Source organism: Lysinibacillus sp. FSL H8-0500 (assembly GCF_038051955.1).
Classification (GTDB): Bacteria; Bacillota; Bacilli; order Bacillales_A; family Planococcaceae; genus Lysinibacillus; species Lysinibacillus macroides.
In genome coordinates this window covers 656,218-679,423 of record NZ_CP150292.1, presented here as the reverse complement: position 1 = coordinate 679,423, position 23,206 = coordinate 656,218, and the positions used below count along the sequence as shown (strand labels likewise).

Annotated in this window: 24 protein-coding genes; 11 read left to right on the top strand and 13 right to left on the bottom strand. The window is 38.8% G+C overall.

Going from position 1 to position 23,206, the window contains the following annotated elements; all coding sequences use genetic code 11:
* The first annotated feature begins 66 nt into the window (after nucleotides 1–66).
* Nucleotides 67–2,139: a PBP1A family penicillin-binding protein gene (locus tag MHB44_RS03155; RefSeq protein WP_341301558.1), complete on the top strand. Its 2,073-nt coding sequence runs from the start codon at nucleotides 67–69 to the stop codon at nucleotides 2,137–2,139.
* 342 nt (nucleotides 2,140–2,481) lie between these two features.
* Here MHB44_RS03155 and MHB44_RS03150 read toward each other — a convergent pair whose 3' ends face one another.
* On the bottom strand, nucleotides 2,482–3,000 hold the full coding sequence (locus MHB44_RS03150; protein WP_053993165.1) for a YwhD family protein: 519 nt from the start codon (nucleotides 2,998–3,000) through the stop codon (nucleotides 2,482–2,484).
* Between the two features lie 144 nt (nucleotides 3,001–3,144).
* Between MHB44_RS03150 and MHB44_RS03145 the strand changes: the two genes are divergently transcribed.
* Complete coding sequence (locus tag MHB44_RS03145; protein WP_053993166.1) at nucleotides 3,145–3,330, top strand: 2-hydroxymuconate tautomerase; 186 nt, start codon at nucleotides 3,145–3,147, stop codon at nucleotides 3,328–3,330.
* Between the two features lie 109 nt (nucleotides 3,331–3,439).
* Complete coding sequence (locus MHB44_RS03140; protein ID WP_341301557.1) at nucleotides 3,440–4,075, top strand: class A sortase; 636 nt, start codon at nucleotides 3,440–3,442, stop codon at nucleotides 4,073–4,075.
* Between the two features lie 43 nt (nucleotides 4,076–4,118).
* Here the strand turns inward: MHB44_RS03140 and MHB44_RS03135 are convergent, their stop codons facing one another.
* The 3 genes from MHB44_RS03135 to MHB44_RS03125 form a co-directional block, all read right to left on the bottom strand.
* The gene (locus MHB44_RS03135; RefSeq protein ID WP_341301556.1) at nucleotides 4,119–10,139 is read right to left on the bottom strand and encodes a collagen binding domain-containing protein; all 6,021 of its coding nucleotides are present in this window, start codon (nucleotides 10,137–10,139) and stop codon (nucleotides 4,119–4,121) included.
* 436 nt (nucleotides 10,140–10,575) lie between these two features.
* Nucleotides 10,576–11,886 (bottom strand): HD domain-containing protein, encoded by a 1,311-nt coding sequence (locus MHB44_RS03130; RefSeq protein ID WP_341301555.1) that lies wholly within the window; start codon nucleotides 11,884–11,886, stop codon nucleotides 10,576–10,578.
* Nucleotides 11,887–12,093: 207 nt separating this feature from the next.
* Nucleotides 12,094–12,318: a DUF1450 domain-containing protein gene (locus MHB44_RS03125; protein WP_004227652.1), complete on the bottom strand. Its 225-nt coding sequence runs from the start codon at nucleotides 12,316–12,318 to the stop codon at nucleotides 12,094–12,096.
* Between the two features lie 236 nt (nucleotides 12,319–12,554).
* Between MHB44_RS03125 and MHB44_RS03120 the strand changes: the two genes are divergently transcribed.
* The gene (locus MHB44_RS03120; RefSeq protein WP_053993169.1) at nucleotides 12,555–13,205 is read left to right on the top strand and encodes an RsfA family transcriptional regulator; all 651 of its coding nucleotides are present in this window, start codon (nucleotides 12,555–12,557) and stop codon (nucleotides 13,203–13,205) included.
* 61 nt (nucleotides 13,206–13,266) lie between these two features.
* Here MHB44_RS03120 and MHB44_RS03115 read toward each other — a convergent pair whose 3' ends face one another.
* The gene (locus tag MHB44_RS03115) at nucleotides 13,267–14,100 is read right to left on the bottom strand and encodes a lipoate--protein ligase family protein (RefSeq protein WP_341301554.1); all 834 of its coding nucleotides are present in this window, start codon (nucleotides 14,098–14,100) and stop codon (nucleotides 13,267–13,269) included.
* A 157-nt stretch (nucleotides 14,101–14,257) separates the two neighbouring features.
* Between MHB44_RS03115 and hemQ the strand changes: the two genes are divergently transcribed.
* Nucleotides 14,258–15,007 carry a hydrogen peroxide-dependent heme synthase gene (gene hemQ, locus MHB44_RS03110; protein ID WP_341301553.1) on the top strand — a complete coding sequence of 250 codons (750 nt, stop codon included), beginning with the start codon at nucleotides 14,258–14,260 and terminating at the stop codon, nucleotides 15,005–15,007.
* A gap of 41 nt (nucleotides 15,008–15,048) precedes the next feature.
* Here the strand turns inward: hemQ and MHB44_RS03105 are convergent, their stop codons facing one another.
* On the bottom strand, nucleotides 15,049–15,231 hold the full coding sequence (locus tag MHB44_RS03105) for a hypothetical protein (RefSeq protein WP_053993172.1): 183 nt from the start codon (nucleotides 15,229–15,231) through the stop codon (nucleotides 15,049–15,051).
* A gap of 104 nt (nucleotides 15,232–15,335) precedes the next feature.
* The gene (locus tag MHB44_RS03100; RefSeq protein WP_341301552.1) at nucleotides 15,336–15,506 is read right to left on the bottom strand and encodes a hypothetical protein; all 171 of its coding nucleotides are present in this window, start codon (nucleotides 15,504–15,506) and stop codon (nucleotides 15,336–15,338) included.
* Between the two features lie 224 nt (nucleotides 15,507–15,730).
* Here MHB44_RS03100 and MHB44_RS03095 point away from each other — a divergent pair, with 224 nt between their 5' ends.
* Both MHB44_RS03095 and gerQ read left to right on the top strand, forming a co-directional pair.
* Nucleotides 15,731–16,156 (top strand): cell wall hydrolase, encoded by a 426-nt coding sequence (locus MHB44_RS03095; protein WP_053993173.1) that lies wholly within the window; start codon nucleotides 15,731–15,733, stop codon nucleotides 16,154–16,156.
* Nucleotides 16,157–16,178: 22 nt separating this feature from the next.
* Nucleotides 16,179–16,517: a spore coat protein GerQ gene (gene gerQ, locus MHB44_RS03090; protein ID WP_053993174.1), complete on the top strand. Its 339-nt coding sequence runs from the start codon at nucleotides 16,179–16,181 to the stop codon at nucleotides 16,515–16,517.
* 55 nt (nucleotides 16,518–16,572) lie between these two features.
* On the opposite strand, the gene MHB44_RS03085 is transcribed toward gerQ, so the two are convergent.
* The 5 genes from MHB44_RS03085 to MHB44_RS03065 all read right to left on the bottom strand — a co-directional run bounded on the left by MHB44_RS03085 (nucleotide 16,573) and on the right by MHB44_RS03065 (nucleotide 19,474).
* Nucleotides 16,573–17,751, bottom strand: a complete 1,179-nt coding sequence (locus tag MHB44_RS03085) for an amidohydrolase (protein ID WP_341301551.1) — start codon at nucleotides 17,749–17,751, stop codon at nucleotides 16,573–16,575.
* 119 nt (nucleotides 17,752–17,870) lie between these two features.
* Nucleotides 17,871–18,251 carry a DUF423 domain-containing protein gene (locus tag MHB44_RS03080; RefSeq protein ID WP_341301550.1) on the bottom strand — a complete coding sequence of 127 codons (381 nt, stop codon included), beginning with the start codon at nucleotides 18,249–18,251 and terminating at the stop codon, nucleotides 17,871–17,873.
* Nucleotides 18,252–18,278: 27 nt separating this feature from the next.
* Nucleotides 18,279–18,545, bottom strand: coding sequence for a YwdI family protein (locus MHB44_RS03075; protein WP_341301549.1), 267 nt, complete (start codon nucleotides 18,543–18,545; stop codon nucleotides 18,279–18,281).
* A complete protein-coding gene (locus MHB44_RS03070) occupies nucleotides 18,545–18,721 on the bottom strand; it encodes a hypothetical protein (RefSeq protein ID WP_053993178.1) in 177 nt (58 codons plus the stop codon). The genes MHB44_RS03075 and MHB44_RS03070 overlap by 1 nt, the downstream gene beginning before the upstream one ends.
* 75 nt (nucleotides 18,722–18,796) lie before the next feature.
* Nucleotides 18,797–19,474, bottom strand: a complete 678-nt coding sequence (locus MHB44_RS03065; RefSeq protein ID WP_341301548.1) for a uracil-DNA glycosylase — start codon at nucleotides 19,472–19,474, stop codon at nucleotides 18,797–18,799.
* 164 nt (nucleotides 19,475–19,638) lie between these two features.
* Here MHB44_RS03065 and thiD point away from each other — a divergent pair, with 164 nt between their 5' ends.
* The 4 genes from thiD to bshB2 all read left to right on the top strand — a co-directional run bounded on the left by thiD (nucleotide 19,639) and on the right by bshB2 (nucleotide 22,369).
* On the top strand, nucleotides 19,639–20,469 hold the full coding sequence (gene thiD / locus MHB44_RS03060; RefSeq protein WP_341301547.1) for a bifunctional hydroxymethylpyrimidine kinase/phosphomethylpyrimidine kinase: 831 nt from the start codon (nucleotides 19,639–19,641) through the stop codon (nucleotides 20,467–20,469).
* Between the two features lie 109 nt (nucleotides 20,470–20,578).
* Nucleotides 20,579–20,860: a hypothetical protein gene (locus MHB44_RS03055; RefSeq protein ID WP_341301546.1), complete on the top strand. Its 282-nt coding sequence runs from the start codon at nucleotides 20,579–20,581 to the stop codon at nucleotides 20,858–20,860.
* Nucleotides 20,861–21,314: 454 nt separating this feature from the next.
* A complete protein-coding gene (locus MHB44_RS03050) occupies nucleotides 21,315–21,665 on the top strand; it encodes a YojF family protein (RefSeq protein ID WP_053993182.1) in 351 nt (116 codons plus the stop codon).
* Nucleotides 21,666–21,679: 14 nt separating this feature from the next.
* Nucleotides 21,680–22,369 carry a bacillithiol biosynthesis deacetylase BshB2 gene (gene bshB2 / locus MHB44_RS03045; RefSeq protein WP_341301545.1) on the top strand — a complete coding sequence of 230 codons (690 nt, stop codon included), beginning with the start codon at nucleotides 21,680–21,682 and terminating at the stop codon, nucleotides 22,367–22,369.
* A 45-nt stretch (nucleotides 22,370–22,414) separates the two neighbouring features.
* Here the strand turns inward: bshB2 and MHB44_RS03040 are convergent, their stop codons facing one another.
* The gene (locus tag MHB44_RS03040; RefSeq protein ID WP_341301544.1) at nucleotides 22,415–23,158 is read right to left on the bottom strand and encodes a TerC family protein; all 744 of its coding nucleotides are present in this window, start codon (nucleotides 23,156–23,158) and stop codon (nucleotides 22,415–22,417) included.
* Between the last annotated feature and the right edge of the window lie 48 nt (nucleotides 23,159–23,206).

The window sequence follows — 23,206 nt, the reverse complement described above, 5'->3', positions numbered from 1 at the left end:
AAAGATAAATGTTCAGACACATACTAACGCTAAGTTTGAAGTTGTAAGAAAACGAGGTGAAGTCGGATGAAACGAAAAAGCTATCATCGCAAGCAAAAGCGTGTAAAGCGTACACGTAAAACCCTTACTTTTTTTGTGGCCTTTGCATCTGCCATGATCGTAGCCATTGTCGCACTACGCATCTATGTTCAAGTGGCTGGTGCGCCGCCTTTAACCGTACCGAAAGCCTCCATTTTCTTAGATGAAAATGAGAACCAAATCGGAGATCACTTTACCAATCAACGACGCTATTGGGTTAGTCTCGATGAAATGTCACCCTATCTAAAGGAAGCAGTCGTTGCTGTTGAGGATAAAGATTTTTATACGCATAATGGCTTTGATTATTCACGAATTGCTGGTGCTATTTTGGTGGATCTTAAGGCTGGCAGTAAAGTACAGGGCGCAAGTACAATTACCCAACAATATGCACGAAATCTATATCTTTCCCATGAAAAGTCATGGACACGTAAATTAAATGAAGCACTGTATGCTTATAGATTAGAAGTCTTTTATGATAAAGATGAAATATTAGAGGGCTATTTAAACACGGTTTATTATGGGCATGGCATGTATGGCGTAGAGGCTGCGAGTCGATTCTTCTTTGGAAAATCAGCGAGTGATTTAACGCTGGCTGAGGCTGCAATGTTAACTGGCGTACCAAAAGGACCAAGCATTTATTCACCGATTGCTAATTTGGAAAAAGCAACAAATCGCCAGCATGTTATTTTAAAGCTAATGGCTGATCAAGGGGCCATTACACAGGAAGAACAAGCACGTGCAAAAAATGAGCAGCTTGTTTTGAAAAATGATAGCTGGGTGGCAACAAAGTCGGTTGCTCCTTACTTCCTTGACGTAGCTTGGCAAGAGGCGAGTGAAATTTTAAAATCCAAAAACCTTGATATTAGTGAGGGCGGCTGGACGATCCAAACAACACTCAATGTGGCACATCAAAAAGCAGCAGAAGAAGCCATTACGAAAAATATGCCTGCGAATGATTTACAGACAGCGTTCGTCAGTATGGAATCCAAAACAGGCGCAGTGACTGCTTTAGTTGGTGGTCGTGATTATGCGGTCAGCTCCTTTAACCGAGTTACACAGGCGAAACGTCAGCCAGGCTCTACTATTAAGCCAATTTTATACGCAGCCGCCTTAGAAAATGGCTATACACCACTTACGTTTTTAGATGTTGGTGAAACAACCTTTACGTATGATAATGGCAGAGGAACGTATGCGCCTAAAAACGTTAATGGACAATTTGCAGATCATGATATGTCGATGGCACAGGCCATTGCGATTTCTGATAATATTTATGCTGTAAAAACATTAGAGGATATTGGCTTTAAGGAATTTCATGAAATGGCTAATCGTTTTAATATAGGGATTGGTGCTAAAGATAATTTATCCATTGCATTAGGAACGGTTGAAACCACTTTATATGAAATGACAAATGCCTATAATATTTTAGCATCACAGGGACAGCAAACCACTCCAACAACAATTGTGTCCATTAAAAATGCTCATGGTGATATGATTTATGAAAATAAAGATATTACGAAAAACCAAAAAACTGCTATTTCTAAAGAAAATGCCTTTATTTTAACAGAAATGATGACAGGTATTTTCGATCCTGTTTTCAGTGATTATTCACCTGCCACAGGGATTAGTATTCGCTCACGTATGACACACACATATGCAGCTAAATCAGGCTCTACGAACAGTGACCAATGGCTAGTCGGTTATACACCAAGGCTAACTGCTGGTGTCTGGAATGGTTATGATCAAGGCAAAAACCTTACAGCAAAAGAAGATACTGCTGCAACAAAGCAAATATGGATTGATTTTATGGAAACTGTGAACAAGGGCACAAAAAATGAAGATTTCAAAAAACCTAAAGGTGTAAAAGGTGTTGTCATTGACATTGAAACAGGTAAACTTGCAACAGATGCTTGCCCTAAACAACGCCTTGTCTATTTAGAGGAAAAAAATGTACCAACTGAAAAATGCACAAACTTTGATATTCTTGACAGCAATACATGGGGTGAATTTTGGAATATGCTGCCCTTCTCGATTTTTAAAGACGATGAAAAAAATAAACAATAATAATGGAAACCTTTTTTGATCGTCACACGTTCTATATGATGAAAACTCTCGACAAAGTAACAAATAGACGAAAAATAAGAAAAGCTTTCTCTTCCCCGGAGACGTGTCCGTGGGAACAGAAAGCTTTTCTTTTTATGGTACGCGAAGTATGAGCATCATGGGGCATTTGGCTTGGGTTTGGGTTGTTCAAATGCCGCATAGCGCTCATCACATTCGCAATACCAAGTGTCCTAGCTTACTAAAATGTAAGCTCTGTTTCAAGTGTACTTTGTTTCAAACCCACTTTCAACCTAATATCGAAAGCGATTGCAAAATGTCACAGATTGTTCAATCATTAAGTCACTATTCGACAAATAAGTCTTGACGTAATTGCGCTGCACTGCGCTCCCATAGCTCCGGATTAAGCTCCTTTAAAAAACTAGCTAACACCTTTTTAGACGGTGCATCCATATGTTCTACGATAATATGACGCTTCATTGATTTATCCATTTTATTGACATGGTCAGCTAAAATTTTATAGCCACGGCGTTTCTCACGGTTCACAACCATTTCACAAGCTGTGACGCCTGCATAGTAGGGCCCATCCTCTTTATGGTCAATTGTGACCCATACGAGCCAATAGGATTTACCACCCTCTGAATCAGCGCGATTTGTTGTAAATTTAATGCCGCGTTCAACATCACTACGTGCATGCATTGCTCCAATTTCAACAGAGGCTGTTCCCTCCTCTACATCAATGATCACTGGTGATACGTTCTCTAATGAAAGGGAGCCAATGCCAAACCCCTTATGTCCGTCTGTTGGATCATTTTTAATAATGGTAAAGCCCATTTTTTGTTTTGGTTTTTCTTCATTTGTCATACTTAAATATCCTCCATTCTGCTATTATAAAGGAAAGCATATGAACGCTAAAAAGTGATAGCGGAAATGCCTACATGCAAGTAAGAAGTTTATACTTTCTTATAAACTAACTATACAACATTATTCTTTAAAGGAGGCAACATTATGCCATACGTAACAGTGAAAATGCTTGAAGGTCGTACAGAGGAACAAAAACGTGCACTTGTAAAAGAGGTAACAGAAGCCGTTTCTCGTACAGTCAATGCACCCGAAGAAAATATCGTCGTTTTTATCGAAGAAATGTCTAAAAACCATTACGGCGTTGCAGGCGTGCGTTTTAGCGATAAATAATAGAAGCATGGGTAGAGCAATCGCACTCTACCCCTTTTTATAGGGCAATTTGTTATTTCAATGTCAGGATGTGATCGATAGATTGAAGCTCTTTAAACGAATCTTACTTATGGTAATACTGATTATTGGTCTATTACTTATTTTTATTAATCCCATCCAAAATGCGATTATTGACCGTTTAAGTGATCGATTAAGCACAATCGATTATAGTGCAGCAGCTATTGAAAAAAACAATGAGGCGCAGGCAGATTTTGAGTTTGACGATGTACAATCACTGTCCATCGCAGAAGTACTCCAAGCGCAGGTCAAGGCGAGCAATATGCCTGTAATAGGCAGTATTATCGTACCAAACGTAGAGATGCAGCTTCCTATTTTAAAGGGCGTGGGCAATGCTGTACTGGCTGCTGGAGCTGGCACAATGAAGCCTGATCAACAGCTTGGGCAAGGGAACTACGCACTGGCAGGTCATTATTTCGAGAATAAAGACATTCTATTTAGCCCTCTCTATAAAGCACAGGTAGGCGATCGTATCTATGTCACAGATATGACTGATGTTTATGAGTATCAATTAGCAACCAAAAAAATAATTGCTGCGACTGATATTTATATTCTTAACGATATTCCTGACCAAACATTACTAACACTGATTACTTGTGCAGAGAAAGGTTCAAAACGCCTAGCAATACAAGCAAACTTTGTGCAAAGCTTCCCTTTAGAAAATGCACAGGATATCTTTCAGCCATAATAAAAAGCGCCATCCAAATTGGAGGCGCTTTTTATCATTGATGTTATGACTCTGTGTGACGACGACGCATTAACAATACAGCGCCAATTACAAGCAGTAGACCAACAAAGACAAGAGCTGTTTGGTTGGCTCCATCTGTTTGTGGTAATTTACCCTGTGCTCTTAGCAATGCTTCTAAGCGTTTTGCATCCGCTTTGATTTGGTCAATATCAATTGCTTGAGCTACGAGAGCCTGCTCTTCTTTTGATAGCTTATTATAATTGTTAAGGAAATTCTGATAAGCCTCTAATGTATCTCTTGTTGCATTAGATGGATTATAAGATGGTAATTGCTTCCCTTGATTAATAACATCTTGTGCAGCCACATCCCCATTACCAGAAGCTGATGGATTACTTGGTCCTGGTGTTGGATTAGTTGGATTCACTGAGTTATTTGGACCTGGGTTGCTTGGATCCACCGGTTGATTTGGATCTGGATTATTTGGATTTGGGTTATTCGGATCTGGCTTGTTTGGATCTGGATTATTCGGATCCAATGGTTTGTTCGGATCTGGCTTGTTTGGATCTGGGTTATCCGGATCCACTGGTTTATTTGGATCTGGCTTGTTTGGATCTGGGTTATCCGGATCCACTGGTTGATTTGGATCTGGTTTGTTCGGATCTGGGTTATTTGGATCCGGATTAGTTGGATCTACTGGGTTAGGTGGTATCGAGCCACCGCCTCCACCTGTATAAGATGGTTTAGCCAATGCCGAACATGCATCCGTGACAATAATTGTATCAATCAAACTGCTTCCTTCATACACACGATACGTACCAGAACCAACCGTATAAGGAATTGTTCCAACACCATGCTCATTTGTTCGACCAGTAGCAATAGTGTTATTACTTAAATCTTTAATCGTAAATTCTACATTCGGACGATTACGGCCATATAGATCTTGGATTGTTAGTGTGAAGATTGGGCAAGCGTTATATGGAATCTGGACTGTTGCTCCACAAATATTATCCACGTAGCTTACTGTAATATCACCTAATTTACTACCTGCCTCATTATACACTGCATAAATTTGCCCTTGCTGAAGCTTCGTCTTATCTTCAAATACAATCTTACCTTCTGTATTTGTTATACCAGATGCAACTACTTCCCCAGCTTGATTTTGAATCGTTACTTTCACATTTGCGCCAACTGGTTGTAAGTTATAATCATTAACCGTTAACGTATAATTTGGACAAGCATTTTTCTGAACCTCACCCTTACAGCCAGCTGTATAAGTGACTTTCACTTCCCCAATTCTATCACCTTTTGCACCGTTGTCTGTCACCTCATACACTGTGTACATACCTGGTGCTTGATTTGCTGGTAATTGAATCTCACCATTCCCATCTGTTTGACCAGTAGCTGTTGTTACAACATTACCAGTACTATCTTCGATGATGACTTGTGTATTTTCTTTTAAGCTACCATCTGAATCTTTTACTGTGATTGTAAAGATCGTACATGCACGAGGGAGTTCAACTTCCTCCGTACAGCCGTTTGTATACGTTAAGTTAAATGTACCAAGCGATTTGCCAGTTTCCGTAATAGTGACTGCATATTGTCCTGCTGGTGTTGTTGCAGATGGGAATGTTACTTCACCATTTTCGCCAACAGTTCTTGTAAATGAATCACCTGTTACTGGATTCGTAATTGTTACTTCTGTTCCTGCTGGTAAAATACCGTCCTCATCTTTCACCGTTAACGTAAATGCTGAACATGCTGGTGCTGGTTGGACTGTGTGCTCACAGTTAATATCAACTGCGAATTCATCAATCGGCTCAGCCACTCCATCTTCATACACTAGATAATCAGCTGGCGGAAGACCTGTAGCTGGAAGGTTATCGAATACAACCACTCCGTTTGCATTTGTTGTACCTGTGAACGTTTTAGCTGGATCTTGTTTATCAACAATCTCAATATCTATGTTTGCTCGTGGTTTACCATCTACATCATTAATCATTAATGTAAATGTTTCACAAGCTCTGGCTACTGTTAGTGCAGCTTCACAACCATTTGTATAATCAATTGTCACTGTACCTAAATATTGGTTACCCTCGTACACCTTATACGTACCTGCTGGCGTTGTCGATGGTAAGGTGAATTTGCCATCATTACCTGTTGTTTCAGTAGCAACTGTAGCATTGCTTGAATCCTTTAACGTAACCGTTACGTTTGCACGCGGATTATTATTATCATCGTTGATTGTGATTGTAAATTCTGGACATGCATTTGCTTGCTGTACCTCTGCTTGACATTCGCCATTTCCATATTTCACAGTAATCTCAGCATTTTCTAAAGTAATAACATCTGTTCCATCTTTTACTTCAACAGTGTATAATCCTGCCGGCACTGCTGTTTCTAAACCACCTGTGCCAGGACGTTTTACTCTGAACTGTCCATTCGATGTTGTACCTGCCGCTACTTCCTCACCATTACTGTCAAATAGCGTGATATCTTTACCATCAAGTGGGTCTCCATTTGCATCATTCACAGTAATTGTGAATTTTGGACATGCATTTGTTAAATCAACTTGTTCAATGTTTTCAACAACATACGGGTTTCCGCCAACTAAAATATCAAATTCTGCTTTCATTGTTACTTCAAAAGCACTAACATTTTCGTAACCCGTTGGTGTCACTTCTCTTAAAGTATATTTACCGTAACGTACTTGTTCAAACTCTACAATACCATTAACATCTGTTATACCTTCGTCAAGTTTAATTGTATTGGTCTTATTCCATAATTCAAATTTTACGCCTTCGAATACTTCACGAACCCCAGTTAAAGGATTTACTTTAAACTTGTTCAGTCGCACTGTACCTTTAGTAGCTTCTGCACCTGTCTCTGATACACTGTATTGGAAGAATCCAGAGCCATGATTTGAATCAGTTGTGCCTGCTACTGAAGCGCCTGCATAGCCAATAGAAGCTTCATTGGTTACTGTTTCTCCAGTGTTACCATCACCCATAAAGAATGTAGAGTACGTCACAATATAGCCTTTGCCATTAAGCTCTCCTAAATCAAGGCTAAAGCTACCATCTGGATTTAAAACAATGTCCTCTGCGGCAATCGGGATAAGACCTCCTACATTTTGTGAAGTTCCACTTGCATTTAACTTGATTTCCTGCTTATTAAATGTATTTGTTAATACTTTTTGATTAGCAGAAGGTTTATCTGTTAATGTTATATTTCCTAATTGTGAGTTAGAAGCATTAATTGTTACTGTCCAGTTAATAATATCGTCAGCTGGAACTACGTTTGCTGATTTTGTAATTAACTCATTTGCACGATTACTAATTGTTGCTGTTGCATTATACGGGTAATCACCATTATGTGGTGTAGCTAGCTCTGCACTATTTGTATATTGACGTGGATTGCCACCGCTTTGACCATAAATATCATCAGCATCTTTTGTTTTGTACTCAATTAAATATGCTTCGTTATTTTCATTAGAATCCAGTCCTGTGAATGTAATTACAAAGCCTGTTACTTGCTCACCTGTCAATGTTTCTGCAATTGACCATTTAGATGAATCTAATTGTGGCTGACCAATTGTTGTACCAGCTTCTGATGTTAGATTTAATCTAGTTATCGTGATTTGTTCTTTTAATGTTTCACCATCAGGAACAGGAATATAGTGACCTGGACCTAATATGTCTGTCAATGTGGCTCCATCAATATCTTGTTTATTAATATTAATACCTACACGCCAAGCAAATTCTTGTGTATTGTTGTTTACATTTACATTTTTATAACCATTATTATTTGTTGGAGAAGTTGGGTCAGGTTGGTAGTTACGTGTTCTATTTAAGGCTCTGTTGTCATTACTTGATAGACCATCCCAAGTAGCATTTGCTGTATTGATATAAGAAGTAGCTACACCACCATTTGGCTTAATATCAAACTTTGTTTTATATCGAATAGTGACTGTGTTACCTGCCGGAATAGAATTTGTAAATTCTACTTTAAAACCTTCATCACCTGCTACTGGAGCACCCCCAACTTTATTTGTAATTGTATAAGCTGACGCAGCTATACCTGTGACCTTATAAAAATCAGGATCACTACCACTCCATTGTGTCAATGTATGTTTTAATGTATCTCCTACTTTATTGCTCGTTGTAAAATCATCTTCAATAACAAAGTTGCGTAACTCTTTTTCAGCATCAATTGTTAATGTCCACTCAATTGTCTTGTTTACATAATCAATTATACCTGTTGTACCACCTGTACCATGTGTACCACCTGATTTAATGAAAATATTTGGTGTAAGATCGATATAAGCGTCATCTGATTCACCATCTGCTCTTGTTACAGTATTTGTAACTCTACCTTGATTCGCATCTGTTACAAATTCATCTTCTAGCTCTGTATCATAAACAATTTTAAATGCTGATGTCACTTCACCATTTGGCCCTGTAGTGTTGGATGGACGGTCAAAGTCTATTTCAAAATCATAAGCATTTTCTGTTAAAGTATAGTCTGCCCCTTTAGCTAAAAGTATAGAAGATTGTTCAGTTTGACCATCATTCGATAATGTCACACGGTATACTTGAAAGCTTGTGTAGTCAATTTTATGCTTCCCAGTTGTTGAATGTTGACCTGTTAATACATCTGTTAGTGTTGCTTGATCTGCTGGAATCTTTTGACCAAGCCAATTGTACTTAATTGTCCATGTCGATTTATATTTATCGCCAGTTCTTCCTTTATCTAAGCTAGGTCCATACTGCACACTTTGAGTACCATTCGCTGTCGTATTTGCTGGAATACCTGCTCCTGTCAAGCGAGCTGTATTTGTATAGCTCTCCGATGATGATGCTGGATCAGCTGTTACGACCGTATTGTATGTCACTTTGTATGCATAGTGCCCATCAGTTAAGTTAATAGGAAATGTAGTCGCTGTATTATCTATAGCATCAGGTGCACCAGGGCTACTTGGATTAAAGCCATTTAAGCCTACTTTATAGCGCTCGACTGTAATATTTCCTGTTAATGCATGTTTAGCATCCGGTGTATCATTTAAACTTGCCCCAGTTAGTTTTTGTCCACCTGTATTTACCCAAACTGTCCACGGAATTGTTACTATACCACTTGCATTACGAGTAATAGCTCCAGCACTTTTCGTCAGTAAGTTACCTTGATTCCCTGTTGGTGCAAATTCAAATGATAGCGAAATGTCTGTGCCACCTTCGATCGGAATAAGAAGTGTTTGCTCAAGCTCATCTTCACTAGCAAAATTACCAAATCTAGCTTGGAAAGTGAAAGTAATATTCCCAACTTGCGCCTCTTCAATCTCACTATCTAGGATAACTGTTACTGTCTTTGTTCCACTGTCATATGTTGTAGAATAGCTCGCATATGGCGTTGTTTGTGTTGGAATACTAAAAGAGCCTGGTGTGAATTCTGCTATCATATTCTCAGGCAATTGGAATGTAAATGTAGAGCCTACTCCATAATCTTTTGTTGGATTTACAGCAAAGCTATAATTTAAAGTTACCATGTCACCTTTTTTAGGTTTTGGTCCTGAATAGTTTGCTAAATCAGTAGCATTTGTAATTGGTGTGCCATTAAGGATCAAATTCACAAATGACATGCTTACTTCACCTTGCATACTATCCGCAGGAGCAGCAAATAGCTCCATTAATGGCAGTATTGGATCATCAAGCTGCTGTTGTTCTTCCTCTGGAGCCGTTACCTCATCTGTTTCGGCATCTGTACCTTCTTCAGTATCAGTAGCACCTTCTTCGTCTGATACAACTGGTTCAGAATCATTTCCTGCCTCTTCATCTATTGGTGGCGATGGTTCTGTTGCCTCTGTTTCAGAACTATCTCCTGTCTCTGTTCCTGCTGGTTCGGCTTCATTAGTTGGTTGAGCCTCATCACCAGGATCGCTACCTGTATCCCCAGTATCCGTATTTTCTACTGGCAGGATTGGATCACCCTCTGCTGCAAGCACTGAAAGTGGGGATAAGATTGTTTGAAATACAAGTAGCAATATAATAATTGCTAAATTAAATTTCTTCATATTTCTCTCCTTTACTAAAATTAGAGATACTTGATACTGTTTGTGTGAGTAATAGCCACTATGCTCTTTTCCTTATTACCAAAATTGCCTATCACCACTAATCCCCCTTTATTCAGTTGTCATTATGGCTTAAATAAGTCAACCAGCTTTCTACATTAGGTAATAAAGACTAAAATACATAAGACTTTTCTCACAAAAACAAAAAATAACATTACTTTTGCACCAAATTAAATCCCCATCCTCACCACCTTTTAAATTTTGTCTCTCATTATAGCGAAAAGACCTGAACAATTTCTAAACATCCTATTTTTTACCATTCAATTACTCAAGCTACATAGAAAAAGGCAGTAAACAATCGTTCATTTTGAACGTGTTTACTGCCTCACCATGACTCATCTTTTAAATTTTTTACTCAATAAACTTTAAAATTCATCTATTATTTTCCGTCTTTTGTTAACAACATTAAAATTTGTTGCTTGATTGCGGCATGTGTTGAATGATCCTCTAAAAAATCTAAAGGAAAATAAATCTTATGGTCACGCTTCATACGGCCTGAAATCGAATCAACGATAATCGATTCTCGTGACAGCTCACGCAGCTCACCATTTTTCATTTCTAAAAATATCGGCACACGTACTTCTTCCTCACCAGGTCTATAAAAATCATACGGGAGATCTGCTGTTGTATCGTGTACTAGGTAGTAATCTGGATTTAACTCGGCCTGTCTGAAAAGCTCCTGTAATTGTTGATATTTTTTTAGCTCTACACCAGGGTCTAAGTCAATGTACTGGAATAGCTTACGGTTGACAAAGCGACGACTTAAATCGCTTAGAATTACATCCTCCTCTTGCATCCATAATTGAAAATATGTAAACAAAATACTCTCATCTAGCGCAAGATAATCCTCTAATGTAATCGTATTATGGAAAAATGCTTGGAAGTGGGTCGGTTCATGCTTAAAGGTATAGCCTGTCAAGCTTAGCTGCTTAACACGCTTTAAAATGTTATTTAAAATAACCTCTGCACTTCGCGATACTGGATGAAAATAAATTTGTAAATACATTTGATAGCGGCTCATAATATAATCCTCTACCGCATGCATGCCTGTTGCCTTAATCACAACTTGATTTTTGCGGGGGCGCATTACTCTTAAAATTCGCTCCATATCAAAGTGACCGTAGCTAACACCTGTAAAATAAGCATCACGCTGTAAGTAGTCCATACGATCTGCATCAATTTGACTTGATATTAAACTAACAACCTGCTTATTTGGATATGTTTTTTCAACTACTTGCGAAACTTTTTCTGGAAAATCAGCTGCCACTTTTTTTAATACAGCATTTACCTCCGTCTCTCCCAATAAAATTTGCCTTGTATAGTACTCATGGTCAAGCTCAAAAACATTTTCGAAGGCATGTGAGAATGGTCCATGGCCTAAATCGTGTAATAGGGCTGCACAAAGCACTAGTAGACGCTCATTTTCATCCCATTCAGAACGACCAGCAAAAATATCATCTACAATGCGGCGGACAATTTCATAAACACCTAGAGAATGACTAAAGCGGCTATGCTCAGCTCCATGGAAGACTAGAAAAGTTGTGCCAAGCTGACGAATTCGACGTAGACGCTGAAATTCTCTTGTCCCTACCAAATCCCATATTACTTGATCCCGTACATGCACATATCGATGAACAGGGTCTTTAAATACCTTCTCTTCTTGCAATTTAGCATTTGCATAATGTGTCATCTGTACAGCACCCCCATTTTGTTATAGTTCTATTATATGCGATAAACCTAGGACTAGCATACTTATTAAACATTTTCTATAGATACTAACAACCTATTTTAGTTATTTTTTTAGTTTTGCTCGCCATCTATTGGTCTAATATTCATAATTTCTGACAGAAAAAAACACAAGGCTACCCCTATTCAATAGAAATAGCATTGTGCTTGCTTATTTTTTCAATTTTGCTAAAACCTTTTCCATTAGTTCATCTTCTGTTAAAGCAGCAACAGGGCGGCTATTTACAAAGGTAAATGTTTTTTTACGTCCTGGGCCACAGTAAGAATGACAGCCAATTTCGATGGTTGCATCAGGATCGATTTCCTTTAATTTTGGAATTAACGTTTTGAGGTTAACGGCCTGACATTCATCGCAAACTTTAAACTCGTTTGCCATTTTGTCAACAACCCTTTCTATATAGTATTTTATCAAACAAAAAATCGCTCTATTGAACGTATGACCTTCACATATTTAAGTATGTAGCATACGTACAAACCCACTTCGGGTATTGTATCGTACTTTTCCCCTTCTATTCAAGCATAATTCCTTCTACATAGATGAATAAAAGGTTAAAAGATTGGTCATGCTAATCTTACAAAACAAGTTCCAAATAAAGGTGGGAGGATTTTATGATGAGTAAAGTAAGACAAGATGCTTGGTTAAAAGAAAACGATGAATTATTGGCAGAGGCGGTGATCCGACATGTCACAGAGGGTAGTACACAGTTAAATGCCTTTGAAGAAGCTGGTGATGCATTAAATCGTACAGCGGCAGCATGTGGCTTTCGTTGGAATGCTGTTGTTCGCAAAGAGTACGAGGAGCAATTAGCACAGGCTAAAAAAGAAAGAAAAGAGAGAATGCGAGTATTGGGCACGCCAACAAGACGTCGTGCTTCAAATATGTTTACTGTCAATAGCAGCGCGGCTGAGGGCAAATCTATTCCTCTTTCAGCACTTTCACTTGATATTGTGATAGCCTATTTATTACGTTTACAGCATTCTGGTGAAGTAGGCAATGAATCTTCAAAATGGAGACAGCTTGTACATGTTACATCTGAGAAAAATAAAAAACTAGAAAAAACCATTGCCAAACTAGAAGAAGAAAATCGAGCAATCCGTAAAGATTACGAGCAATTTGTACAAATTATGAATCGAGCGAGACGACTTGTGACACTAGATGAAGAGGAAGAACGAGTTGCACCTGTTTTCAAAATGGAGAAAAACGGTAACCTTGTCACAAGTAGTTCTATTTATCAACCAGAAAACGGCGATGCGCTAAATTAGCAGCACCGCCTTTTCTATTGCGAAAGCGTAGCAGCAGCAATACTCGCTTTTCTTTGTTCTCTTACTTTCTCTCCAGCATTTTGGCATTACGCTCAAAAACACGTTGTAAATAAAAGCCATACAATGTTAGTTCTTCCTCATGAAAGGATTGTGGATGTACTTCATCAGCTAAATGATGAAGTAGCTGCTGCAAACGAATAACAACAGCTTCTACAGTTAACTCTGGTTGCACAAGCTCTGCTAGAGAGGCCATCACTTCTGGTACAATTTGAGGATATACAAATTTCGTTGGCTCTCCTTGTAAACTTTCTTGGTAAAAATCGCGAATCAATGCTGCCCGCTGCGAGCCGCTTCCTTCAATACATAAATAAATTTGCACAGCAACCCCTTGACGCAAGCGTCTTTGTGAAATCCCTGCAAACTTTTTTCCTTCAATACTTAAATCATAAGAGCCTGGACAATAGGAACCGACAATTTCATAGGCTTCAATTTTATCAGCTACTTCTGGAAATAGTTGTTTAATAAGCTCCACCATCACATCATAGCCATCGTTGATACTAAGTGCCTCTACTTGCTCTGATAATACAATAGAAATATTAAGTACTCCCTTATCCAGTACAACAGCTAAACCACCCGAATTACGAACAATCGGATGATAGCCTTTGGATTCTAACAAATCCATTCCCCGCTGCACGTAAGGCAAACGATGATCTTGAATACCTAGTACAACAGATGCCTCATGAACCCATGTACGGATGGTTGGTGGTGATGTTAATTGTCCAACTAATTGGCATAATGTATCATCAGTGGCAAAGGACTCTAATGGTGATCTTTGTTTTGCACTGATGGATTGATCATAGTAACGCCAAATTGGCTGCTGTAAAATACTTTTCATAATAGGTACTCCTCTAACCGTATCTCTTCTCTTTAGCATACAACATCTCTAGTTGATGTCAAATTCGTGAAATACAGTCATGAACTTAGGGATTTTGTCCAAACTATGATAAACTAATTTTTGAATGATATTCACTTATAAAGGAGTGTTTTCAATAATGAATGAAGCAGCAATTACGTTAGATGGTTGGTACGCTTTACATGATTTCCGCTCAATCGACTGGGCTTCTTGGAAACTTGTTTCTGCAGAGGAACGTCAAGCAGCAGTTGAGGAATTTATTACTTATTTAGAAAAATTGAACGAAGCAGACATCGCTAAAACAGGTGCTCATGCTTTTTATGCAATCGTTGGTCAAAAAGCTGACTTTATGATTATGACATTGCGTGAAACAATGGATGAGCTACAAGAGCTAGAAGCAGAATTCAATAAATTGGCTATTGCTGATTTTACAATTCCTACATACTCTTATGTATCTGTTGTCGAGCTTTCCAACTATTTAGCAGGCGAATCAAATGAAGATCCATACCAAAACCCACATGTACGTGCGCGTCTATATCCAGAGCTTCCACGTGCTAAATATGTATGCTTCTATCCAATGGATAAACGCCGTCAGGGGAACGATAACTGGTACATGCTATCAATGGATGAGCGTAAATCATTAATGCGTTCTCATGGAATGATTGGTCGCGGCTATGCTGGTAAAGTAAAGCAAATTATCACTGGCTCTGTTGGTTTTGATGACCATGAATGGGGCGTAACATTATTTGCTGATGATGTGCTACAGTTCAAAAAACTAGTATATGAAATGCGCTTTGATGAGGTTTCCGCTCGCTATGGTGAGTTTGGTGAATTCTTCGTCGGCAACCTACTTGATAATGATAAATTGGTTAAATTCTTAACAGTTTAATACTCAAAATAAAATGCGAGCCCCTCGGTGGACTCGCATTTTTAGTATTCATTTTCCTCACTATTTTCAGTTTCCAATATCAAAATAATAACATGAACAAAAAATCCAAACAGCATCATTAGAAAAATTAAATACCAATCATATGGCTGATGATAGTATTCGGCTATCCCAACTGCCAAAAACGCGCTAATAATAATTGCTATAACCATACTAAAAAAACGCATTGTGATGCTCCTTCATACATAATTTAACTTTAGTATGGCTTGATACATTATTTATATACGGATACATAAAAAAGAAAGTGCCACCATTTTATGATGACACCTTCTTATGAGCTTTCATCCTTTACTTTTAAAATCAAAATAATCGTTTGAATAAAAAGACCAACAACGAGAATTAAAATAAAGAGATACCAATGAAGCGGCTGTCCATAAAAATTACCAAACAAAAAGGCCAGTACCGCGCTTAATAAAATACCAAACCAAACCCCAGTTTCCATAAAGACATCACCTCACATGTAATGAATACACATGCAATTCATTGATCTCATATTCCCCTATTTCTATCTGTTTTCTATTTACCCCATTTTCATAAAAATTATAGCTTTCCGTACATTTTTGTTATTACTACTATATGCGAAGTATATTTGAAATGTGAACGGCTTTCTTCATAAAATCGAACATGTCTACAATACCTACCTGCATATACTGACTGCGAGGAGGTATGAAAATCGCTGTTATTAAGACAAATGATGCACAAACAGCCTTATTAGCAAGGCTTATGCGCGCCGAAGCAGAGGGCGAAGGTGAGCTGGGCATGCTGATGGTTGGAAATGTTGGTGTAAATCGCGTACGAGGGGATTGTTTAGACTTCGGGGATATTCGAACAATTGAGCAGATGGTTTATCAGCGTCCTGGAGGCTTTGAAGCCACACAAAAGAGTTATTTTTATCAACGAGCGCGTGAACAAGATATACGCTTAGCAAAAAGGGTGATTCAAGGAGAAAGATTCCATCCTGCTACTCGTTCCTTATGGTTCTTTATGCCAGCAGGTGACTGTCCCGCACAATGGTACGGGCAATGGAATACAGGCAGATTCAAATCTCATTGCTTTTTCTCGCCAACTGAACAAGATTGTCCTCAAATTTAAAAAGAAAGTAGGTTGATGATTAATGATGCCTTATTATTGGACACCAACAACACAACAGCAAATGACTCCTCCTCCGGTAACGATTCCTAGCGGGCGACCACCTGGCCGTGAGGAATCCTATATAGAAAATATTTTACGCTTGAATCGTGGAAAGCCTGCTACCTTCCATTTTTCCTTTGAAAATGCGGTGGAGCAAGGCAAAAGCACAAAAACAGTGCGTGGGGTAGTAGAGGCTGCTGGTCGAGATCATGTTATTATTCGTGAGCTTAAATCAAATCATCGTTTTCTATTCCCTATGATTTATTTCGACTTTGCTGAATATGATGAGGAAATGGCTTATTTTAATCAAAATCCATCTTAATCCGTGACAGTAAAGAACCCTCCTATGCCTAACCGAAAGCGTAGGAGGGTTTTAATTATTCCTGATTATTTAAATAGGTTACTGTCGCTTTGCCTAGCGTTTTAGCAGCTATAAGCATAGCACGTTCATCAAAATCAAAGCGTGCATGATGATGGGGAAATGCTGTTTCCCATTCTGGCTTTTTTGCCCCCGTCATAAAAAATGTGCCTGGTACTTTTTCCAAATAATAAGCAAAGTCTTCGCCTACCATAAATGGTGGACATGTTTTCACTTGCTCTACGTCTGGAACAGTTGATGCGAGCTGTGCTATAAATGCTGTTTCCTTTGGATGATTATAGACAGGAGGATAGCCGCGTGTATAACGATAATCATAGCTTGCACCAAATGCTAAACAAGAGGCATGCAATACAGCCTCTAGCTCTTGCTCTAGTTGTGTGCGTACCTCCTCCTCAAAGGTGCGGATGGTCCCTGCCAAAACAACACGCTCAGCAATGACATTAAAGGGATTAATAGCCTCAAAATGACCGATTGTTAATACAGCCGACTTTAAAGGATCAATACGTCGTGAAATAAGCTGCTGTGCATTTACTACAAATTGTGACGCAAGAGCAACAGCATCAATAGAATGGTGGGGCTCTGCGCCATGACCGCCCTTTCCATGAATTGTAATTTCCACTTTATCAGCAGCAGCCATAATAGCTCCTTCTCTTACTAAAATTTCTCCTAATGGCGTAGGAGCCCATAAATGTGTACCAAAAATAACATCTACGCCATCTAAGCAGCCATCCTCTATCATTGGCTTGGCTCCCCCTGGCGCTAATTCTTCGGCATGCTGATGAATAAACACTATCTTTCCTGCGATTTCATCCTTCATGGCATTTAATGCCTTTGCTAACCCTAGCAATGTTGCTGTATGACCATCATGTCCACAGGCATGCATTTTTCCAGCTACCTTTGACTTATAGGGTATATCATTTTCCTCCTGTATCGCCAAAGCATCAAAATCAGCTCGTAATGCTACCGTTTTCCCTGGTTTTCTACCCTGTAATACAGCCACAACTCCACGTCCTCCTACATGCTCACGCACCTCATGACCTAATTCTCTATGGAATGCCGCGATATAGGCAGGGGTCTCTACTTCTTCAAAGGATAATTCAGGATATTCATGTAAATGACGACGCATCTTCACCATCTCATCATAGTTTTTATCAATCAAGGCAAATAACTTCTCCATGCTTCGTAACCTCACTTTTTGTATTTTCGAAATATTTCAAGTAATACTAGTGTACTACAATTCTTTTAAAAAGAATAAAACCCCCTTACATCACAATGTAAGAGAGTTTTCATCTACGATTACCGAGCATGCTTTAAAGCAGCTACTATTATTAGTACCCAGCCTGCTAAAAACAACACACCACCAATTGGTGTAATCGCACCTAGCACCTTAATGCCACTAATCGCTAATACATATAGGCTGCCGGAAAAGAAAACAATGCCCAAATTAAAGAAAATACCAGCTATATTTAATTGTTTAACTTCACCTAACAGTTTCCAGCTCATTAATATGCCAATCACTAATAAGCCAGTAGCATGAAACATTTGATACTGAACAGCTGTTTCCCAAATGCCTTGACTATAATCGTCTAAAACTTCCTTTAATGCATGTGCACCAAATGCACCAAATGCTACTGCTAAGAGGCCATGAAGAGCACCTGTCACGATAAACTTTTTCATTTTTTCGTTACCCTACCTTTATATAGCTTAAAAATCAAAAATGGAATCACCGTTTGCGCCATCCTCTTCAATTTTTGATGTGTATAAGCTTGATGGCTTTGTCTCTGACACAAGCATTTGTGGTAAATGTTTAGGTGGTGTAATAGGTGCTGGATCACTTGGCGAATCTAACACTACATCACATAAGGCCCGTATAGCTATGAGTGCCTCACGAATTTGCTGATCAGTCGCTGCATTTTTGGCACTCGCTAATTGTTTTTCAAGTTGCTGGATCACGGCTTGATAAGGAATCATTACATTCTCCCACTTTCTGCTTTTGGTACAAATTTCAAACAGTCCATACCAGAGGATTGCTTAACGACAACAGATGGCATCTGCTTTGTTTTAAAGCCATATGCGGTACAAGAACGTGGATTTTGAGGATCCCATGTTACCTTAAAAAACTGACATTTGAAACAGTTTACCTTCATCGTCGTCCCTCGCTTTCTTCTATCATAACTGTATCACGCTTTCTATCATGTATAAAGTAAACGATTTGTGCCAATCTAAGCTAAACACCAATCAATCGGCTGCTTACTCCATGCCGCTAACTGCTCATTAATTTTTGAGTATGGCTTACTGCCAAAGAATCCACGGTGGGCACTTAGTGGACTTGGGTGTGGTGCTTCTAATATGACATGTGGTGTTGGATGTTGACGAATTAATGGCTTTTTGCGTTGTGCAGGTCTTCCCCACAAGACAAAAATCAGAGGTTCCTCTCTCGCTGCTAATTTATCAATAACGGCATCCGTAAATTGCTCCCAGCCCTGCTCTTTATGAGAGTTAGCTTGTCCTGCTCGAACAGTAAGCACCGTGTTTAAGAGCATCACCCCTTGCTCTGCCCATTTTGTTAATGTGCCATGCTGAGGAATTGAACAGCCTACATCATCCCGTAGCTCTTGTAACATATTTCGTAGGCTAGGTGGATGAGGGACACCGGGCTTAACGGAAAAACTTAAGCCATGCGCTTGATTTGGACCATGGTAGGGATCTTGTCCTAAAATAACAACTTTTACATCCTGATAAGCTGTTGTATAAAATGCATTCATCACATCATTCATTGGTGGATAAATAGTTTGTGTTGAATATTCATGTGCAACAAATTGACGTAGTTTTTGATAGTATGGTTTTTCTAGCTCTTCTGCCAGTATTGTTTGCCAATCGTTCGGGAAAATTTGCTTCATATTTTTAGCCCCCTTCTTTTCTTACAACGGTACAAAAAAATAAAGATGAATTCAAGCATTAGCTTAAACTGACCTTATAAAAATATTATATTCTGACTATTTTTATAGAATCAGAATCAGCTTATACTAGAGGATAATTTTTAACTATAAAGGAGATTTTATATATGGCTCTTAAAAAGACATTAACGATTGCTGGTTCAGACACATCAGGTGGCGCAGGGATGCAGGCTGACCTTAAAACATTTCAGGAACATGGTACATACGGGATGGTGGCTTTAACCGTTGTTGTTACAATGGACCCTAACGGCTGGACACATAATGTTACGCCATTACCAACTGAACTTTTACAGCAGCAAATTGCTACAGCCCTTTCCACAGGCATCGATGCCATTAAAACAGGGATGCTCTCAACAGAGGAAATTATTCGTATTGCTGGAGAAGCAATTGCCAAATCAGGTACTACAAAGGTTGTGATTGATCCTGTGATGATATGTAAAGGGGACGATGAAGTACTAAATCCTGGTAATACAGATGCTATGGTACAATACCTATTACCATTGGCGGCTGTCACAACACCTAATCTTTTTGAAGCTGGACAATTAGCAGGTACAGGTACGCCTAAAACAATTGACGAGATGAAAGCAGCAGCCCATAAAATTCATGAACTAGGCGCTAAAGCTGTTGTTATTAAAGGTGGTAAAGCGTTAGCAACTGAAAAAGCAACAGACCTTTTCTTTGATGGGGAAAAATTCTATTTATTAGAATCTGAGAAAGTTGCCTCTACTTATAATCACGGGGCTGGTTGTACATTTGCCGCTTCTGTAACGGCAAACCTTGCAAATGGTCTTTCAGTGATGGAGGCCGTTGTTGAGGCAAAAGAATTTGTTTCTGCTGCCATTACACATGGCTGGGCGCTTAATGACTACGTTGGACCTGTTATGCATGGAGCAAAATCTCGCTTTGGTGCCCCACCAGTAACCGTAACTGAAATTTAAGAACAGCAGGCATCTGATCCACCAGATGCCTTTTTAGAAGATTAAAAAACGGACAAGATACGTTAAACCTGTCTATCCCATATATTAGCTATATACGGGAGGGGAAAAGATGAAAAAACACAAGTTAGAGGACTTAATCGAAGAATCCGGTTTACTAGCCGGAGACATTACTTCCGCAAAAGTAGAAGTCATTGCTTCCATTGTTTTAACCTTTGGCTATTCATTATCCACCCTCGCCACAATATTAGCATTACAAGAAGAGGAGGAATTAGCACAAAGTAAAACAGCTGAAACACAAGATCAAAGTTTTTACATCCAAGAAATGTATAAGCAGCTACAAAGCGTCAACAATCGCTTAGATACAATTGAACGAAAGCTTTATCGTTTCTAACAGATACATAGACTTACAAAAAAAACGAGACTCTCCGTCATAATAGGGAATCTCGTTTTTTGCTATCCAATAATCATCAGGTTATTGTTCTCCCCTTTTCATAGCTGCATCTCATAGCCTGTTGAAGGAATGTCATCTATTGTACCAAGATAGAAGTCATTTTCTAAATCCCTTCAACCGCTGAAGCTGTCTACTTATGCAAATAAGGGAGCAATTACAGTTGTAATACCTTGTCAGATGTGAAACCATTTTTAGACAAACTGCTTTCACATCCTTTATATTGATACATTACAATAATTTTTTCAAGAATATTGCTTACACATAGATCATAGATATATAGATGACGATTAATTTTACACAAGTAATTAATTTGTCATCATAAAAGCAATCAATTTCCCTTTATGAATTTTTTTTACTATACTTAAAAGTATAAATAACCGAGAGGAGTGTTAGGATGCAAGAAGTACAAGTAGAAACGTTGCAGGAATTATTAAATTCTTTTGCCAACAAAGACGTTTATATTCATCTCGAGACAACAAACGGTTCTTACGCAGCACACTACGATGAACAATTCTTTAACGCAGGTGCCTTTATTCGTAATGTTAAGATTAATTATGAGCTTGCTAAAGTTGTAGACAATGCCCCCCACCGTGTTGGTTTAAAATTACCGCATGGTTGGGTCTATGCACAAGGTATTACACACTATGAATTAGATGATTTAGGCCGTTTATTAATGGCTGGACTAGATTATACTGGAAAATTGGCTATTGCGCTTGAAATTAGCGAAACGCCATTTTCTTATTAAGGGGGATGACTATTTTGGATTTACAACCACAACGTCATATTTTAATTGTTTACCCTCACCCAGATGATGAGGCTTTTTCAATTGCTGGAACAATCGCCTACTATACAAAGAAAATGAATACACCTGTTACATATGCCTGTTTAACATTAGGCGAGATGGGGCGTAATTTAGGAAATCCACCGTTCGCCACACGCGAATCCTTGCCAGAAATTCGCCGCAAAGAATTGGTGGCGGCTGTAGAAGCTATGGGTATTCAAGACTTACGTATGCTTGGTTTGCGAGATAAAACAATTGAATTTGAAGACGATGAAAAAATGGTAAAGCTCGTGGAAGGATTGATTGAGGAACTTACTCCATCACTTATCTTTACGTTTTTACCAGGCTTTGCTGTTCACCCTGATCATGAAGCAACGGCACGCGCTGTCGTTGAGGCTGTACGCCGTATGCCACAAGCTGCTCGCCCGCAAATATTAGGCTGTGCATTTGCTAATGATACCATTGAAAAAAATGGTGAGCCACATATTGTCTATGATATTCATGAAATGAAGATGGACAAAGTCAAAGCATTACAAGCACATGCCTCACAAACAGGCTGGATGATGCAAGAAACTGAAAAACGTATTGACGATGGTGCACCAATGAGTGAAAGCTGGCTGAATGTTGAAAAGTTCTATATTATAGACCCTGATAAATATGCAAAATAAAAAATGGTTCTGTTCTCACTATACTTGAGAACGGAACCTTTTTCTTTAGGCAGCTTTTATTCTATTCATAATATGAACAACGAATGTAATCGAAAAAGTAATTAATAAAAACAGGAAAAATAAATAGTGTGGCACTTGGATACCTATAACGCTCACTAGCATTTTTAAGCCAATAACGCCAATAATAATAAAGGCAGTTGCTTCAAGCTCAGGAATTTTTTCAATAATCAATAAAAATACACCCGCAATGGTTCTCATCATTAAAATACCTAGCATCCCACCTATTAACAGCACCCACACTTGATTAGATACTGCAAAAGCTGCAAATATAGAGTCTATCGAAAAGGCAATATCCATCAGCTCTACTGATATAACTGTTGCCCAAAATGTCCCGAAAATGCGTACCATCAGCCCTGATTTCTTCATCTCCTTCATCTGATCCTCCTGCCCCATTTGAAGAAAATGAGCGATACAAAGCCATCCTAAATATAAAGCACCTAGCACTTTAATAAACCAAAATTCTACGAGATATACACCGATCCCTATAAATAAAAACCTAAAAAAGTAGGCGCCTAACATACCATACATTAATGCTCGTTTCCGTTGTTTATCTGGCAAATGTTTGACAAGAACTGCTAGGACTAGTGCATTATCTGCTGACAGCAGGCCTTCGATAAGAATCAAGGAGGAAATCAGCCCCCAGGATACAGGGTCTGTTAGCACCTCCTGCCACATCGCCCAATCGAAAAATTGCTTATATGTAGATAAAATCCCTTGAATAACCTCCAACAGTCACCCTCCTATCGCTAGTCTAGTATATGCTTGACCCTACTTGTT